Source organism: Cellulosimicrobium sp. EB106-03-01-XG111 (assembly GCF_058792115.1).
In genome coordinates this window covers 401,277-416,507 of record NZ_JBYTEQ010000001.1, presented here as the reverse complement: position 1 = coordinate 416,507, position 15,231 = coordinate 401,277, and the positions used below count along the sequence as shown (strand labels likewise).

Below are 15,231 nucleotides of genomic sequence, written 5' to 3'. Positions count from 1 at the left end.
GTCCCCGGGCGTATTGCCGTGGACGTGCCGCCCGTGCGCCGGACACGCTGGACCCATGAGCGCCGTCGCCCCTCCCGTCCCGGACGTCTCCCTCCCGCGCGGGTACACGCTCGTCGAGGCCCCGCACCCCGCGTCGCTCGACGCGCCCGAGGCGTGGGCCTACCTCGCCGTCGCGGACGTCGGCCGCGAGCACGAGCTCGAGGTGCACGGCTACGACGACCTCGCGCTGCCGCCCCGCGAGATCTTCACGGGCATGGCCCACCAGGAGTACGCGACGAAGCGCCGGTTCGTCGTCGTGCGCGCCGCCGCGGCCGCCGCGTGGCACGAGCAGGGCGTCCCGCCCGCGGTCGCGGACGTCGTCGCGCACCTCTTCGTGACGCGCCCGGTCACGAGCAACGAGCACCTGGGCGAGTCCTACGCCGTCGTGCGTCCCGCCGAGCGCGGCCGCGGCGTGGGGGGCGCGCTGCTCGCGCTCGGCGAGCGCCTGAACCTCGACGCGGGGCGCACCGTGCTCTTCTCGGACACGAACCACGGGGAGGAGCCGCCGCCCGGTCCGGGTGCGCTCGAGGCCACGACGGGCGCGGGCCGGGTCCCCGCGGACGCCCCGGGGCCGCGCTTCCTGCGCGCGCACGGGTACGTGCTCGAGCAGGTCGAGCGGCACTCGGTGCTGGACCTCCCGGTCGCGCCCGCGGCCCTCGACGCGCACCGCGACGACGCCCGGGCCGCGGCGGGCAGCGACTACCGCCTGCACACCTGGACCGACGAGGTGCCGGCGGCCTGGGCCGACCAGGTCGCGGTCCTCTTCACACGCATGAGCACCGACGCGCCCACGGGCGGCGTCGACTACGGCGAGGACCCGTGGGACGCGCGGCGCGTGCGGACGTGGGTGCAGCAGCAGGCGGAGAACGACGACGCGTTCCTCGTGTGCGCCGCCGAGCACGTGCCGTCGGGCACGCTCGCGGCGTTCACCGTGCTCGTCCACCCGCGCGGGCGCGAGGACTTCGCGATCCAGGAGGACACGCTCGTGCTGCGCGAGCACCGCGGGCGCCGGCTCGGGATGCTCGTCAAGGTGGCCAACCTGGACGCGCTCGCGGCGCAGCGCCCCGGCACCCGACGCGTCCACACGTGGAACGCGCAGGAGAACGACCACATGCTCGCGATCAACGTCGCGCTCGGCTTCCGCCCCGCGGGCGTCTGGGCCGCGTGGCAGCGCAGGACGACCCCGGAGGACGGCGAGTGACCGCACCGCACGCAGGACCGACCGTCTCCGGCGCCCGCGACGGGCGCGTGCGCATCGAACCCGTGCCGGGGCACCTCGACGGGCCCGACGCCTGGGCCGTCCACGGCACGGTCCGGGTGGGCGACGCGATCGACCGCGCGATCCACGGCCACACCGACCTCGCGCTCGACGCGGCGACGGTCGCGTCCACCGTCGCCAGCGCGGGCTACCGCCGCGTGCTGCGGTGGGTCGCGGTGCTCGACGACGCCCCGCACGGCACGACCCCCCGGCCGGAGGACGTCGTCGGACGGTCGATGGTGGCGCTCCCGCAGCAGGGCAGCACGCACACGGCGCTCGTCTACGTGGGCGTGGACCCGGCGCACCGGCGCCGCGGCGTCGGCACCGCGCTGTGGGAGGCGGCGCTGGAGGTCGCGCGCGCGGAGGGCCGGCGGGTGGTCCAGTCCGACTCGTCGTTCACCCCGGAGCCGCCGCCCGGCCCGGACGCGATCGAGGCGCCCACGGGCAGCGGCCGGGTGCCCGCCCACGACGACGCGACGACCTTCGCGCTGCACCGCGGCTTCACGCTCGAGCAGGTGATGCGGCACTCCGTGCTCGCGCTCCCGGTGCCGCCGGCCGTCCTCGACCCGCTGCGGGCGGCGGCGGCGACGCGGGCGGCCGGGTACCGCGTGCACGTGTGGACGGACGAGGTCCCCGAGGAGTGGCTCGACCAGCTCGCGGTGCTCGAGACGCGCATGAGCACCGACGCCCCGAGCGGCGGCCTCGACCTGGCGGAGGACCCGTGGGACGCGGAGCGCTTCCGGACCTTCTCCCGGGAGATCCACGCCCGCGGCCGCGGCTACGTCGTCGCCGCGGCGGAGGACACGACGTCGGGCACGCTCGCGGCGTTCTCGATGGTCGCGTACCCCCGCGACCGGCCCGAGGTCGTCTTCCAGGAGGACACGCTCGTGCTCAGCGAGCACCGCGGGCGCAGCCTGGGCCTGCTCGTCAAGGTCGCCGTGCTCGACGAGCTGGCGCGCAGCCGGCCGTCGGCACGCCGCGTGCACACGTGGAACGCCGAGGAGAACCGGCACATGCTCGCGATCAACGTCGCGCTGGGCTTCGCACCCGCGGGCGTCGAGGCGGAGTGGCAGCTCGTGCTCGACACCTCCCCCGGCCCTGCGCCGGGACCGGTGCCCGCGCCGGAGCCCGGCAGCGCGCCCTGACCCCGGGGGTCGCCGCGACCCGACCGCTCAGCGGATGCCGTCGAGGAAGCGGATCACCCGCTCGGTGACGAGCGCGGCGGCCTCCGGCTCGTACGACGGCAGGCTCGGGTCCGTGAAGAGGTGGCGGTCGCCGGGGTAGACGAACAGCTCGGCGTCGGGCGTGGACTCCACGAGCTCGCGCGCGGCGTCGAGGTCGCCCTCGCCCGCGAACGACGGGTCCGCGGCCATGCCGTGCACCTGGACGGGCACGGCGTCGGGCCACGCGTCGCCGAACTCGGAGACGGGCACGCACGCCTCGAGGAGCACCGCGCCCTTGGCGCCCGGCTGCGTCTGGGCGAGCATCTGGGCGGGGAGGACGCCGAGGGAGACCCCGGCGTAGACCACGCCCGCGTCGTAGCCGTCCGCGGCCGCCCGGCCGCGCTCCAGCACCGTCCCGAAACCGAGCTCCTGGACGTGCGCCATGCCCTCGTCGAGGGTCGCGAACGTGCGCCCCTCGAAGAGGTCCGGCGTGTGCACGACGTTCCCGGCGCCGCGCAGCGTCTCCGCGAGCGTCCGCACGCCCTCCGTCAGTCCCTGCACGTGGTGGAACAGCACGACCTCCGCCATGGTCCCTCCTCCGATCGTCGCTCGTGGGCCGTGCGACGGCGTCGCCGCCCGGTGCGCGCCCGACGGCGCACGACCCCCATCGTCGCGCGAGGCGCCCACGCGCGCCCGGGGTCCAGGGACCTGCGACGGCCGTTCGTCAGGCCGCCGGACCATGGACCGCGGGACGGTCGGGGTGGGCGAGGGCCGACGTCGGTCAGTAGTTTGGTGGTCATGACCTCGCAGCCCGTGCCGCCCCCGATCGACCCCACCACCACGCCGTCCTGGACCGCGCTGACCGTGCACCGCGACACCGTGGAGCCGGACCTGCGCACCTGGTTCGCGGCCGACCCGGACCGCGCGCGCCGCCTCACGCACCAGGCGGCCGACCTCACGGTCGACCTGTCGAAGAACCTCGTCACCGACGAGACGCTCGAGCTGCTCGTGCGGCTCGCCGAGGAGGTCCACCTCGACGACCGCCTCGAGGCGATGTTCACGGGCGAGCACATCAACGTCACGGAGGACCGCGCCGTCCTGCACACGGCCCTGCGCCGGCCGACCCCGCTGGGCGATGACGAGCACCTCGTCGTCGACGGGCAGGACGTCGACGCGGACGTGCACGCGGAGCTCGCCAAGGTCTACGCGTTCGCGGACGAGGTCCGCTCGGGCGAGTGGACGGGCGTCACCGGCGAGCGCGTGCGCACGGTCGTGAACATCGGCATCGGCGGCTCCGACCTCGGGCCGGTCATGGCGTACGAGGCGCTGCTCCCGTACAAGCACGAGGACATCGAGGTCCGCTTCGTCTCGAACATCGACCCGACGGACGTCGCGGAGAAGACGGCGGGCCTCGACCCGCGCACCACGCTGTTCATCGTCGCGTCGAAGACGTTCGGCACGCTCGAGACCCTGACCAACGCGCGCCTCGCGCGCGACTGGCTGTGGACGGAGCTCGCGGCGGTCGGCGCGATCGAGGACACGGACGAGGCCCGGCAGGCCGCCGTCGCGCAGCACTTCGTCGCCGTCTCGACCGCGCTCGACAAGGTCGCGGCCTTCGGGATCGACCCGGCGAACGCGTTCGGGTTCTGGGACTGGGTGGGCGGGCGCTACTCCGTCGACTCCGCGATCGGCACGTCGCTCGCGATCGCGATCGGCCCGGACCGGTTCGCCGAGCTGCTCGCAGGCTTCCACGCGATCGACGAGCACGTGCGCCGCACGCCGTTCGAGCGCAACGTCCCGGTCCTCATGGGGCTGCTCAACGTCTGGTACGTGAACTTCCTCGACGCGCACACGCACGCCGTGCTCCCGTACGCGCAGTACCTGCACCGCTTCCCCGCCTACCTCCAGCAGCTCACCATGGAGTCCAACGGCAAGCGCGTGCGCTGGGACGGCTCCCCCGTGACCACGGAGACGGGCGAGATCTTCTGGGGCGAGCCGGGCACGAACGGCCAGCACGCGTTCTACCAGCTCATCCACCAGGGCACGCGTCTCATCCCGGCCGACTTCATCGCGGTCGCGAACCCCGCGCACCCCCTCGTCGACGCGGTGGGCGACGGCGGCGCGGTGCAGCCCGGCGCGGACGTGCACGGCCTGTTCCTCGCGAACTTCTTCGCCCAGACGAAGGCGCTCGCGTTCGGGAAGACGGCGGACGAGGTCCGCGCCGAGGGCACCGCGGAGCACCTCGTGAGCGCCCGCACGTTCCCGGGCAACCGCCCGACGACGTCGATCCTCGCGCCCGCGCTCACGCCGTCGGTCCTGGGCCAGCTCATCGCGCTCTACGAGCACATCACGTTCGTGCAGGGCGTCGTGTGGGGCATCGACAGCTTCGACCAGTGGGGCGTCGAGCTCGGCAAGAAGCTCGCGCTCGAGATCGCGCCGGCCGTCGCGGGCGACGAGGACGCCCTCGCCGCGCAGGACCCGAGCACCGCGGCCCTCATCGACCGCTACCTCGACCTGCGCGGCTGACCTGCGCCCCGCCCGAGCACGGGGACGACCGTGCTCGGGCGGCTCGTGGGAGCCGTCGTGCCCCCACGGGATCGGGCCCGCGCACCCGCCCGCCCGCGCCCGCGGCCTGTGTCGTCCGCCTCACGCCGCGGACGTGTCACGAGGTCGGGGCGCCGTGCGCGCGACCGTCCGTCCACAGCCGCGCTGCGAGCGCCCGCGCCCTGCGTACACTGGCGGGCGCGCGACCGCCGCGAGCCCGTTCGGCGTCGCTCTCACCGTGGAAGGAACCCCGATGGCCGACGCCGCCACCCCCGAGACTCTTGCTCAGACCCTGATCGAGCACGCCGACGCCGTGCGCAGCGCGTGGCTGGAGGCCGCGGCCCACGAGCTCCACGGCCGCACCTCGCGGGGCGAGCTCGAGCGGGAGCAGGGCGAGATCCTCGACGCGCTCCTCGACGGCCTGCGCTCCGGCGGCGTCTCGCTCGCCGAGCCGGCGTTCGACCAGCTCCGGGGCATCCTCGCGGACGTGTCGTCCGCACGTGCCCGCCTCGGCTTCACGCCCCGCGAGACCGCGATCGGCGTGTTCGCGCTCAAGGAGGGCCTGTACCGGCTCGACTCCGCGACCGGCGCCGACACGGACGTGACCCCGCTGCTGCGCCTCGTCGACCAGCTCGGGCTCTTCACGTTCGAGACGTTCGCAGCCGCGCGCGAGGGGATCATCGCCGAGCAGGCCGAGCAGCTGCTCGAGCTCTCGACCCCCGTGGTCAAGCTCTGGGAGGGCATCGTCGCGGTGCCGCTCGTGGGGACGCTCGACTCCGCGCGCACCCAGGTCGTCATGGAGAAGCTGCTCAACACGCTCGTCGACACGGGCAGCGAGCACGCGATCATCGACATCACGGGCGTGCCCGCGGTGGACACCCAGGTCGCGCAGCACCTGCTCAAGACGGTCGTCGCGGCGCGCCTCATGGGCGCCGAGTGCACGATCAGCGGCATCCGCCCGCAGATCGCGCAGACGATCGTCGCGCTCGGCATCGAGTTCGGCGACATCCGCACGCGCGCGACCCTCGCCGACGCCCTCGTCGACGCGCTCCGCGCGAGCCGGGACACCCGCCGGGCCGGGCTCCCCGCATGACCGACGGCGTCCCCATCCTCAAGATCGGCTCGACGCTCCTCGTCTCGATCCAGATCGACCTCCAGGACGACACGGCGCTGCAGCTCCAGGAGGACCTCGCCCAGCGGATCACCGACACCGGTGCGCGCGGCGTGATCATCGACATCTCCGGGCTGGAGATCGTCGACTCGTTCATCGGCCGCATGCTCGCGTCGGTCGCCGGCATCTCGCACGTGCTCGACGCGACGACGGTCGTCGTGGGCATGCGCCCGGCCGTCGCCATCACCATGGTCGAGCTCGGCCTGTCGCTCGGCGACGTCCGCACCGCGCTGGACGTCGAGCGCGGCCTCGCGCTCCTCGCCCCCGAGGAGCGGTCCGCCGAGGACGTGCTCCTGGCCGCCGCCGAGCGCGAGGAGAGATGACCACCACCACCCCGCCGCCGTCGACCGCGGAGCGCGTGCCCGTGCGCACCGACTCCGACGTCGTCAAGGTGCGCCAGCTCGTCCGGTCGCTCGCGCAGCAGGCGCGCCTCTCGCTCGTGGACCAGACGAAGCTCGTGACCGCGGCGAGCGAGCTCGCGCGCAACACCCTCGTGTACGGGGGCGGCGGCGAGGCCGAGGTGCAGCTCGTGACGGAGGGAGCGCGGACGGGCGTCCGCGCCGTCTTCTCGGACGAGGGGCCGGGCATCCCCGACCTCGACCTCGCGCTCACCGACGGCTGGACCAGCGGCGGCGGGCTCGGGCTGGGGCTCTCGGGGTCGCGACGCCTCGTCCAGCACTTCGCGATCGACACCTCGCCGGGCGTGGGCACGCGCGTCGAGATCGCGACCTGGTCGCGATGACCTCGGAGGACACCGACCGCCCCGACGGGCGCCGCACGCTCGTCGAGGACGGCACCTGGTACACCGTGGACCACCCGTCCGCGGTCGGCAGCGTGCGCCGCGGCGCGAGCGTCGCCGCCCGCAACCTCGGCCTCGACGACGAGCGCGCGGCCGAGGTGGGCCTCGTCGTCTCCGAGCTCGCGACCAACCAGTGCCGCCACGCCGGTGGCGGCTCGGTGCTCGTCCGCGTCCGGCGCACCGGCGACGAGGCCGCGCTCGACGTGCTCGCCGTCGACTCCGGCCCGGGCATGCGGGACATCACCGCGGCGATGCGCGACGGGGTCTCGAGCCGCGGCACGCTCGGCATCGGCCTCGGCACCCTGCCCCGCCTCGCGTCGGCGTGGGACGCGTGGACGTCGCCCGGGCAGGGGACGGTCATCGCGGCGACGTTCGTCGCGCACGGCGCGACCACCGACCTCGCGGCGCCCACGGGCGTGACCCGCCCCATGACCGGGCAGGACGTGTGCGGCGACGCCCTCGCGGTGCGCCACGACGACGGCGTGCCGAGCCTCCTCGTCGCCGACGGGCTCGGTCACGGACCGCTCGCCGCGGCGGCCTCCGGGGCCGCGGTGCGGGCCTTCCTCGACGCGCCTCCCGGCAGCCCGGTCGCGCTCCTCGAGCGCGTGCACGGCGCCCTCGGCGGTACCCGGGGCGCCGCCGTCTCCGTCGTCCGGGCGTCGGACGGCGTGCTGCGGTGCGCCGGGCTCGGCAACATCGCCGGGACGGTCCACGGCACGCGGTCGCGCGGGCTCGTGAGCCACCCCGGCATCGCCGGGACGCGCGGCCGCCCGCTGCGCGAGACGACGTACCCCGTCGAGCCGGGCGACGTCGTCGTGCTGCACAGCGACGGGCTGACGGCCCGGTGGTCGCTCGCCGACTACCCGGGCCTCGCCGTCCGGTCCCCTCTCGTCGTCGCGGGCGTCCTGCTCCGTGACCACGCCGTGCGCCGCGACGACTCGTGCGTGGCGGTGCTGCCGATCCCCCGGGAGGCCGCGTGAGCACCACCCTCCTCATCACCCAGCTGCGCTCGGACTCCGACGTGCTCGCGCTGCGCCGGGCCGGGCGCGAGATCTGCCGCCTGCTCGGCCTGGACACGCAGGACCAGGTGCGCGTCGCGACGGCGCTGTCCGAGATCGGGCGGTCCGCGGTCGGCTCCGGCACGGCCGACGTCGTCGTGGGCGTCCTGCCCGGTCTCCCGCAGGCCACGCTGCGTGCCGAGATCGTGGCGGGGACGCCGTTCCTCGTCGAGGGCGACTCGAGCGACGGCGGTGTCCCGGCCGCCCGACGGCTCGTCCCCGGCCTGCAGGTCGACCCGACGGGCACGCGCGTGCTGCTCACCAAGGCCCTGCCCGCGACCGCGCGCACGGACGAGGCGACGCTCGCGGGCGTGCGCCGGTCCACCGCCGCCGCGCACGTCGCCGACGCGAGCGACGAGGTGCGCGTGCAGAACGCCGAGCTCGTGCGGACGCTCGACGAGCTGACGCGTCAGCAGGACGAGCTCCGACGCTTCAACGAGGAGCTGGAGGAGACGAACCGCGGGGTCCTCGCGATGTACGACCAGCTCTCGGCGGAGCTCGAGGAGACCAACACCGGCGTCGTCGCGCTGTACGCCGAGCTCGACGAGCGCGGCCGCGAGCTCGCCGCCGCGAACGAGGCGAAGACCCGCTTCCTGCGGAACGTCAGCCACGAGCTGCGCTCGCCCGTGAACTCGATCATCGGCCTCACCTCGCTCCTCACGGACTCCCACCTCGACGCCGACCAGACGCAGCAGGTCGGGTTCCTGCGCGAGAGCGCGACGACGCTGCTCACGCTCGTCGACGAGCTGCTCGACCTCGCGCGCGCCGAGGCGGGCCACGACGACGTCGAGCCCACGCCCGTCGACCTCGGGGCGCTGCTCGACGAGCTGCGCGGCACGACGCTGCCGCTCGTCCGGTTCGGCGTCTCCCTGCGGGTCGCGGCCGAGCCGGGCCTGACCCTCGTGACGGACCGCCGGCTGCTGTCCCGCGTGCTGCGCAACCTGCTGACGAACGCGGTGAAGTTCACGGACGAGGGCGAGGTCGTGCTGCGGGCCGCGGCCGACGGCGACGTCGTGCGGTTCGACGTGCGCGACACGGGTCTGGGGATCCCCGCCGACCAGCTCGACGCCGTGTTCGAGGAGTTCGTCCAGGTGCCGAACCGCCTGCAGCCGACCGTCCGCGGCACGGGCCTGGGCCTGCCGTACGCGCGCCGCACGTCGGAGGCGCTCGGCGGCACGCTCGTCGCGACGTCGCGCCCGGGCGCCGGGAGCGTCTTCACGCTGCGCCTCCCGTCGCTCACGGCGGCTCCCGAGGACGCCCCCGCCGCGCGCCCGGAGCCCGAGGAGACCCCCGTGCGCGACACCCCGCTCGGGCACGTCCTCGTCGTCGACGACGACCGCGCCTACGCGTCGGTCGTCGCCTCGATGCTCCGCGACGCCGCCGCGCGCGTCAGCGTCGCGCACGACGCCACGCACGCGCTCGCGCTGCTGCACGACGGCCCGGCCGACGTCGCGCTCCTCGACGTGTGCCTCCCCGGCACGGACGGCCTCGCGCTGCGGTCGCGGATCCGCGACGTGCACCCGGGCACCGCGGCCGTGCTCATGTCGAGCGCCCCGCCGCCGCCCGGCATCGGCGACGTGCCGTTCCTCGCGAAGTCCGAGATCGACCGCGACCGCCTCGTGGCGGCCCTGGGGCGCGAGGTGCGGAGCCGATGAACGCCGACCGCACCGTGCTCGTCGTCGACGACACGCCCGCGCACCGGTACGTCATGGCGAGCTGGCTGCGGCGGGCCGGCTTCGGCGTCGTCGAGGCCGGGACCGGCCGCGACGCGCTCGCGCACGCCACGACCCCGGTCGACGCCGTCGTGCTCGACGTGAACCTGCCGGACCTCTCGGGCCGCGAGGTGTGCCGCCTCCTCAAGAGCGACCCCGCGACCGCGCACCTCCCGGTGCTGCACGTCTCCGCGACCGACGTCGACGCCGCCGCGCGGACGGCCGGGCTGGAGGGCGGCGCGGACGCCTACCTGCCCGAGCCGCTCGACCGGGACGAGTTCCTCGCGACGATCAGCGCGCTGTGCCGGCGCGTCGACGCGCAGCGCGGGGCCGGGCGCACCGCCCGCCGCCTGGAGGCGCTCACCGACGCGCTCGTCCCCCTGCACGAGGCGCGCTCGCCCGAGGCCGTCGCCGACCACGCCGCCCGGGGCGCGTGCGCCGTCCTCGGCCGCGCCGTGATCTCGATGGTCGTCGCCGACGCCGGGGTCGTGCTGCGCTCCGTCTGCGCCGCGGACGGAGCCGCGCTCGTGCGCGGTCGCGGCCCGACGGCGGTCCTCCCGCCCGCCGGGGCGTCGACGGCCGTGTTCGGCCCCGACGAGGTGCCCGCGCCGTGGCAGCCGCTCTTCCGTGAGGCGGGGGTCGGGCCGTCGGCGTGGTACACGTTCTGGCTCGAGGACGCCTCGGGGGCGCTCGTCGGCGGCCTGGGCATCGAGGTCGGCGACGAGCCGCTGTCCGAGGAGGAGCAGGAGGCCGCCGCGCGCTTCACGGAGGCCGCGACGGTCGCCCTGTCGAACCTGCGCACCTTCACGGAGGAGCACCGGATCGCCCTCGCGCTCCAGCGCGCGCTCCTGCCGTCCGGGCTCCGGGTGAGCGGCGGCGTCGAGGTCGTCGCACGCTACGAGGCGTCGGACGCGCGGCTCGACGTCGGCGGCGACTTCTACGACGCGTTCGACCTCCCGGACGGGCGCGTGGCCGTCGTCATCGGCGACGTCCAGGGCCACTCCCTGCGCGCGGCGACCGTGATGGCGGAGGTGCGGGTCACGCTGCGCGCCTACCTGCGCGAGGGGCACGACGCCGCGTCGGCGCTGGACCTGCTCAACGCGGCGCTGCGCGAGGACCACCCCGAGTTCGCGACCGTGTGCGTGTGCGTGCTCGACCCCCGGACCGGCGCCCTGGAGCTGACCGACGCCGGCCACCTGCCCGCGCTCCTCGTGCGTGCCGACGGCACGGTCGACCGCGCCAAAGCGGGCTCGCGCCTGCTCGGCGTGCCGAGCCCGCGCGCGCGTCCCGCGCACCACGACGTGCTCGCCCCCGGCGACCTCCTCGTGCTCGTGACCGACGGTCTCGTCGAGCGCCGCGGGGCGTCCCTCGTGGACGCGCTGGACCGGCTCGCCGAGGTCGCCGGGCGGAGCGCCGGCGCGAGCCCGGCGCTCCTGTGCGAGCGCGTCGTCGCGGCGTTCGACGACCCGGGCCGCGAGGACGACGTCGCGGTGGTCGCCGTCGCGCGTCACGCGTCGCCGGACGGCACCTTGTCCTTGACGTCGTCGTAGCCGACGTCCCCGGGGATCTCGCCCGGGGCGTAGACGAGCCGCACGACGCCGGTGGGGAACGTCTCCGAGCGCAGGAGCGTCAGCGGGTAGACGGGCTCGCCCTCGTCGAACAGCCGCTCGCCCGTGCGCGCCGCGACGGGGTGGACGAGGAGGCGCAGCTCGTCGAGCAGCCCGGCCGCGAGGAGCTGGCGGACCACCGAGATCGACCCGGCGACGAGCACCTTGCCGACGCCCGGCTCCTCCTTGAGGGCACGGACCGCGTCGACGAGGTCGCCGTCGACCCGCTCGACGTGCCGCCACCCGAGGTCCTGGTCGCCGCGCGTCGCGACGATCTTGCGCAGGTTCCCGAGCCGCGCGGCGAACTCCGCGTCCTCGCCCCCGGCGGTCTCCCGCTCGGGCCACGCGCCGGCGAAGCTGTCGTACGTGACGCGCCCGAGCAGGAGCGCATCGACGTCCCGGTAGTCCTCGTCCACCGCCGCGGCCATGTGGTCGTCGAAGTAGGGGAAGTGCCACGCCGGATCGATCTCGGCGACGCCGTCGAGCGAGAGGAACAGGGTGGACACGAGCGTCGCGGTCATGGTGGGCCTTCCGGTCGGGAGGATCGACGAGAAACAGACCGTAGCCGGAGCGGAATCTCATCGTCCCCGGCCGAACACACCCCCAATCCTCCGTCGAACACGGGGTCAGCGACCAGATCCGGCGGACAACGGTCGCCGACCCCGTGTTCGGCGGGGGTGGGGGGTGGGGGGTTGGGGGGGTGGGGGGGTAGGGGGGTGGGGTGTGGGGTTCAGCGGCGGAGGGCCAGGGTCAGGGTCGCGCCCACCGTCAGGTGCTCGACGACGAGCAGGGCCACCGCGCCGGGCGTCACCGCCCCGAGCGGGCCGAGCAGGGAGACGAGCAGCACGACGCCGCACGTCACGAGCCAGGCCCGCCGGCCGCCCGAGCGCAGGCGGCCGAGCAGCGCACGCACGCCCCACCCCACGTACCCGACGACGAGCGTCACGACGACCGCCGCCACGACGCCGACCGTCTGCGTCCCGCTCGAGGTGAGCACCACGGGGTCGACGCCGAGCGCCGTCCCGGTGAGCAGCACGACGGCGGCGAGCACCGCCGCGACGGGCGGGACGAGCCAGCGCGGGACGCGCCGGGCCGCCCCGACCTCAGGGTCGCGGCGACGAGCGCCAGCCCCGACCTCGGGCCGGTGGACCCGTGCCGCAGGGCCGCGCCCGCCGTCGGGCGCCGACGTGCGGGGACGGCGCGGGACGTGCGGGGTGCCGTCCGGCGTGGCGTCCGAGGTGCCGTTCGAGGTGCCGTCCGAGGTGCTCCGCGTCGTGGACATGACGTTCCTCCTTCGTCGCGCGGCGCGGTGCCGCGGCTCTCGCGCGGCCGGGGCCGCGGTCGGCGGGTGCCGACGCCCCCACGCTCGCGGCCGGAGGCGCCGTCCTGCACCGGCCGGAGGGCGGCGGCCGGACCGACCGGCGTCGGCTCCCGACCCTCCTGCCGGACGGCGACCCCCGACCTTGGTCGGTGGTCCGCCGCCCGCGGGCCGCCTAGCGTCCGGAGCATGACCACCACCGACTGCCCTCCCCTCGCCGGGCGCCCCGTCCTCGCGACGGCCGCCGCGCGCCGCGACGGCACGCGCCCCCTCGTCCCGGGGTGGGTGGTCGCGCTCGCCTGGCTCGCCGTCGCGGTGCTCACCGCGCTCGCGACCGCCGGGATCGTCGCGCAGGACGACGCCGGCGCGGCACCGTGGCTCGACGTCGCCGTCGCGGTCCTCGCCCTGGCGGCGCTCCCCCTGCTGTGGTCGCGGACCCCCCGCGACGCCCCGGTGATCGGCGCGCTGGTCCTCGCCTCGCTCGCGGCGTACTCGGGCGCCGCGACCCCCGCCTCGACCGTCGCGACCCTGCAGGTCGCCCGCTGGTACCCGCTGCGCACCGCGCTCCCGGTCGCGGTGGCCGGGTTCCTCGGCCACGCCGTGCAGGCGCTGTGGCGGCCGCAGGCGCTGCCGCTCGGCTGGTGGCTCCTGTGCGACCTCGCCGTGCACGCCGCCCTGCTCGGCTGGGGCCAGTACGCGCAGGCGCGCGCCCAGCTGCTCTGGTCGCTGCGGGACCGTGCGCGGCGCGCCGAGCACGAGCAGGAGCGCCGCGTCGCCGAGGCGCGCGTCGCGGAGCGCACCCGGATCGCGCGCGAGATGCACGACACGCTCGCGCACCGCCTCTCGCTCCTCGCCGCCACGGCCGGCGCGCTCGAGTACCGGCCGGACGCCGACCCGGAGCGGCTCGCCCGCGCCGCGGGCCTCGTCCGCGCCGGGGTGAGCTCCGCGCTCGACGACCTGCGCGACGTCGTGCGGGTGCTGCGCACGGAACCCGGGCCCGGCGGGACCGACGCGCTGTCGCCGCAGCCGACGCTCGACGACGTCGAGCGGCTCGTCGTGGAGGCGCGCGACGCGGGCGGCGTGGTGACCTACGAGCGGACCGGGTCCGCCGACGTCCCGCCGACGGTCGCGGTCGCGGCGTTCCGCGTCGCGCAGGAGGGGCTGACGAACGCCCGGCGGCACGCGCCGGGCGGCCCGGTGACACTCCGCGTCGTCGCCCGGGCGGGCGAGGTCCGGGTCACGGTGTCCGACGCCGGCCCGCGCCGCGTCCCCGTCGGCGCGGGCGGTGCGGGGGCAGGGGGCGCCGCGGGCGGTGCCGACGCAGCGAGCGGCTCGGGCGCCGGCTCCGGCACCGGCCTGGTCGGCCTGCGCGAGCGCGTCGACCTGCTCGGCGGGACCCTCGACGCGGGCGCCCACGGCGCGGGGTTCGTGCTCGACGTGCGGCTACCGTGGGACGCGTGACGGAGCAGGGTGGGCGCGGGGACGCCCCGCGCGGGAGCGGCCACCACGACGCCGGGGCGGTCCCCCGGGACACCGCGCGCACCCGCCTGGTGATCGTCGACGACGACGCGCTGGTCCGCGCCGGGCTGCGCCTCATGCTCGACGGCGCGCACGGCATCGAGGTCGTCGGCGAGGCCGCCGACGGCGCGGAGGTGGCGACCGTGCTCGACGCGCACCCGACCGACGTCGTGCTCATGGACCTGCGGATGCCGCGCGTCGACGGGATCGAGGCCACGCGGCGCGTGCGGTCACGGCCGGACGCACCGGCCGTCGTCGTGCTCACGACGTTCGACACGGACGAGGAGGTCGTCGGCGCCCTGCACGCCGGGGCGTCCGGCTACCTGCTCAAGGACATGCCGCCGGAGCGGATCGTCGCCGCCGTGCGCGCTGCCGCGACGGGTGAGCCCGTGCTGTCGCCGGAGATCGCGCGGCGTCTCATGACGTCGGTCGCCGACGCGGGCGGCCAGCGCGAGCGGGCCCGGGCCGCGCTCGACGCGCTCACCGGGCGCGAGCGCGACGTCGCGGTCGAGCTCGGCCGCGGCGCGACGAACGCGGACATCGCCGCGCGCCTGTTCCTCAGCGTCCCGACGGTCAAGGCCCACGTGTCGAACGTGCTGCTCAAGCTCGGGCTGGAGAACCGCACGCAGGTCGCGCTGCTCGTCCACGCCGCGGGCCTCGACTGACCGTCAGTCGCCCGGCCACTCCCCCGTCCAGCGCTCGAACGCGCGCGCCCCGCCGCGGTCGATGAGCGCCTTCACGACCGCGTAGACCGCGCCCTGCAGGAGCGCGGCGAGCACGATCTCCTTGAGCGGGTACTCCGACTGCAGGGGTGTCGGGGCGTCCTTGCGGTGGCCGGGCGAGACCCGCTTGTAGATCTGCTTGAACACCTGCCCGGCGACGAGCCCGCCCACGACGGAGCTGACGATGCCGACGGGGCGGTACAGGATCTTCGCGGACTTGCTGCCGTTCTTCTCCGGGGGGTGGTCACCGGTCGTCACGTCGTCCATCCCCCGACGCTAGGTCGGCTGCGGCGCTCTCGCTCGTCGCACGGCCCGGGCGGCC

The 15,231-nt window shown here is 76.0% G+C and carries 15 protein-coding genes; 11 read left to right on the top strand and 4 right to left on the bottom strand.

Features of this window, described 5'->3' with window-relative positions; all coding sequences use genetic code 11:
- Nucleotides 1–55: 55 nt before the first annotated feature.
- A complete protein-coding gene (locus AC3WT4_RS01835) occupies nucleotides 56–1,240 on the top strand; it encodes a GNAT family N-acetyltransferase (RefSeq protein ID WP_492314547.1) in 1,185 nt (394 codons plus the stop codon).
- Nucleotides 1,237–2,442, top strand: coding sequence for a GNAT family N-acetyltransferase (locus AC3WT4_RS01830; protein ID WP_492314546.1), 1,206 nt, complete (start codon nucleotides 1,237–1,239; stop codon nucleotides 2,440–2,442). The genes AC3WT4_RS01835 and AC3WT4_RS01830 overlap by 4 nt, the downstream gene beginning before the upstream one ends.
- A 27-nt stretch (nucleotides 2,443–2,469) precedes the next feature.
- On the opposite strand, the gene AC3WT4_RS01825 is transcribed toward AC3WT4_RS01830, so the two are convergent.
- Nucleotides 2,470–3,048 carry a dienelactone hydrolase family protein gene (locus AC3WT4_RS01825; RefSeq protein WP_492314545.1) on the bottom strand — a complete coding sequence of 193 codons (579 nt, stop codon included), beginning with the start codon at nucleotides 3,046–3,048 and terminating at the stop codon, nucleotides 2,470–2,472.
- Nucleotides 3,049–3,258: 210 nt separating this feature from the next.
- On the opposite strand from AC3WT4_RS01825, the gene pgi reads away from it, so the two are divergent.
- The 7 genes from pgi to AC3WT4_RS01790 all read left to right on the top strand — a co-directional run bounded on the left by pgi (nucleotide 3,259) and on the right by AC3WT4_RS01790 (nucleotide 11,294).
- The gene (gene pgi, locus AC3WT4_RS01820; protein WP_074803317.1) at nucleotides 3,259–4,986 is read left to right on the top strand and encodes a glucose-6-phosphate isomerase; all 1,728 of its coding nucleotides are present in this window, start codon (nucleotides 3,259–3,261) and stop codon (nucleotides 4,984–4,986) included.
- Between the two features lie 271 nt (nucleotides 4,987–5,257).
- On the top strand, nucleotides 5,258–6,097 hold the full coding sequence (locus AC3WT4_RS01815; protein WP_492314544.1) for an STAS domain-containing protein: 840 nt from the start codon (nucleotides 5,258–5,260) through the stop codon (nucleotides 6,095–6,097).
- Nucleotides 6,094–6,498 carry an STAS domain-containing protein gene (locus AC3WT4_RS01810; RefSeq protein WP_021483159.1) on the top strand — a complete coding sequence of 135 codons (405 nt, stop codon included), beginning with the start codon at nucleotides 6,094–6,096 and terminating at the stop codon, nucleotides 6,496–6,498. The genes AC3WT4_RS01815 and AC3WT4_RS01810 overlap by 4 nt, the downstream gene beginning before the upstream one ends.
- Nucleotides 6,495–6,917 carry an anti-sigma regulatory factor gene (locus tag AC3WT4_RS01805; protein ID WP_108050351.1) on the top strand — a complete coding sequence of 141 codons (423 nt, stop codon included), beginning with the start codon at nucleotides 6,495–6,497 and terminating at the stop codon, nucleotides 6,915–6,917. The genes AC3WT4_RS01810 and AC3WT4_RS01805 overlap by 4 nt, the downstream gene beginning before the upstream one ends.
- Nucleotides 6,914–7,954: an ATP-binding SpoIIE family protein phosphatase gene (locus AC3WT4_RS01800; protein ID WP_400110636.1), complete on the top strand. Its 1,041-nt coding sequence runs from the start codon at nucleotides 6,914–6,916 to the stop codon at nucleotides 7,952–7,954. Before AC3WT4_RS01805 ends, AC3WT4_RS01800 begins: the two co-directional genes overlap by 4 nt.
- Nucleotides 7,951–9,687, top strand: coding sequence for a sensor histidine kinase (locus AC3WT4_RS01795; RefSeq protein WP_492314543.1), 1,737 nt, complete (start codon nucleotides 7,951–7,953; stop codon nucleotides 9,685–9,687). The genes AC3WT4_RS01800 and AC3WT4_RS01795 overlap by 4 nt, the downstream gene beginning before the upstream one ends.
- Nucleotides 9,684–11,294: a SpoIIE family protein phosphatase gene (locus AC3WT4_RS01790; protein ID WP_492314542.1), complete on the top strand. Its 1,611-nt coding sequence runs from the start codon at nucleotides 9,684–9,686 to the stop codon at nucleotides 11,292–11,294. Before AC3WT4_RS01795 ends, AC3WT4_RS01790 begins: the two co-directional genes overlap by 4 nt.
- Here AC3WT4_RS01790 and AC3WT4_RS01785 read toward each other — a convergent pair.
- A complete protein-coding gene (locus AC3WT4_RS01785; RefSeq protein WP_400110642.1) occupies nucleotides 11,252–11,872 on the bottom strand; it encodes a dihydrofolate reductase family protein in 621 nt (206 codons plus the stop codon). The genes AC3WT4_RS01790 and AC3WT4_RS01785 overlap by 43 nt on opposite strands.
- Nucleotides 11,873–12,081: 209 nt before the next feature.
- The gene (locus AC3WT4_RS01780; RefSeq protein ID WP_492314541.1) at nucleotides 12,082–12,633 is read right to left on the bottom strand and encodes a DUF6069 family protein; all 552 of its coding nucleotides are present in this window, start codon (nucleotides 12,631–12,633) and stop codon (nucleotides 12,082–12,084) included.
- 225 nt (nucleotides 12,634–12,858) lie between these two features.
- Here AC3WT4_RS01780 and AC3WT4_RS01775 point away from each other — a divergent pair, with 225 nt between their 5' ends.
- Together AC3WT4_RS01775 and AC3WT4_RS01770 are read left to right on the top strand one after the other, a co-directional pair.
- Entirely contained in the window at nucleotides 12,859–14,130 is a 1,272-nt protein-coding gene (locus AC3WT4_RS01775; protein WP_492314540.1) for a sensor histidine kinase, read from the top strand.
- Nucleotides 14,131–14,219: 89 nt separating this feature from the next.
- On the top strand, nucleotides 14,220–14,852 hold the full coding sequence (locus AC3WT4_RS01770) for a response regulator (protein ID WP_209829085.1): 633 nt from the start codon (nucleotides 14,220–14,222) through the stop codon (nucleotides 14,850–14,852).
- A 3-nt stretch (nucleotides 14,853–14,855) separates the two neighbouring features.
- On the opposite strand, the gene AC3WT4_RS01765 is transcribed toward AC3WT4_RS01770, so the two are convergent.
- Nucleotides 14,856–15,176: a DUF4235 domain-containing protein gene (locus tag AC3WT4_RS01765; protein WP_061267789.1), complete on the bottom strand. Its 321-nt coding sequence runs from the start codon at nucleotides 15,174–15,176 to the stop codon at nucleotides 14,856–14,858.
- Nucleotides 15,177–15,231 lie beyond the last annotated feature (55 nt).

Coding starts and splice junctions, on each gene's coding strand:
- pgi (WP_074803317.1), top strand. CDS start 3,259: ATGACCTCGCAGCCCGTGCCGCCCCCGATCGACCCCACCACCACGCCG.
- AC3WT4_RS01790 (WP_492314542.1), top strand. CDS start 9,684: ATGAACGCCGACCGCACCGTGCTCGTCGTCGACGACACGCCCGCGCAC.
- AC3WT4_RS01825 (WP_492314545.1), bottom strand. CDS start 3,048: ATGGCGGAGGTCGTGCTGTTCCACCACGTGCAGGGACTGACGGAGGGC.
- AC3WT4_RS01800 (WP_400110636.1), top strand. CDS start 6,914: ATGACCTCGGAGGACACCGACCGCCCCGACGGGCGCCGCACGCTCGTC.
- AC3WT4_RS01805 (WP_108050351.1), top strand. CDS start 6,495: ATGACCACCACCACCCCGCCGCCGTCGACCGCGGAGCGCGTGCCCGTG.
- AC3WT4_RS01815 (WP_492314544.1), top strand. CDS start 5,258: ATGGCCGACGCCGCCACCCCCGAGACTCTTGCTCAGACCCTGATCGAG.
- AC3WT4_RS01780 (WP_492314541.1), bottom strand. CDS start 12,633: ATGTCCACGACGCGGAGCACCTCGGACGGCACCTCGAACGGCACCTCG.
- AC3WT4_RS01835 (WP_492314547.1), top strand. CDS start 56: ATGAGCGCCGTCGCCCCTCCCGTCCCGGACGTCTCCCTCCCGCGCGGG.
- AC3WT4_RS01785 (WP_400110642.1), bottom strand. CDS start 11,872: ATGACCGCGACGCTCGTGTCCACCCTGTTCCTCTCGCTCGACGGCGTC.
- AC3WT4_RS01810 (WP_021483159.1), top strand. CDS start 6,094: ATGACCGACGGCGTCCCCATCCTCAAGATCGGCTCGACGCTCCTCGTC.
- AC3WT4_RS01765 (WP_061267789.1), bottom strand. CDS start 15,176: ATGGACGACGTGACGACCGGTGACCACCCCCCGGAGAAGAACGGCAGC.
- AC3WT4_RS01775 (WP_492314540.1), top strand. CDS start 12,859: ATGACCACCACCGACTGCCCTCCCCTCGCCGGGCGCCCCGTCCTCGCG.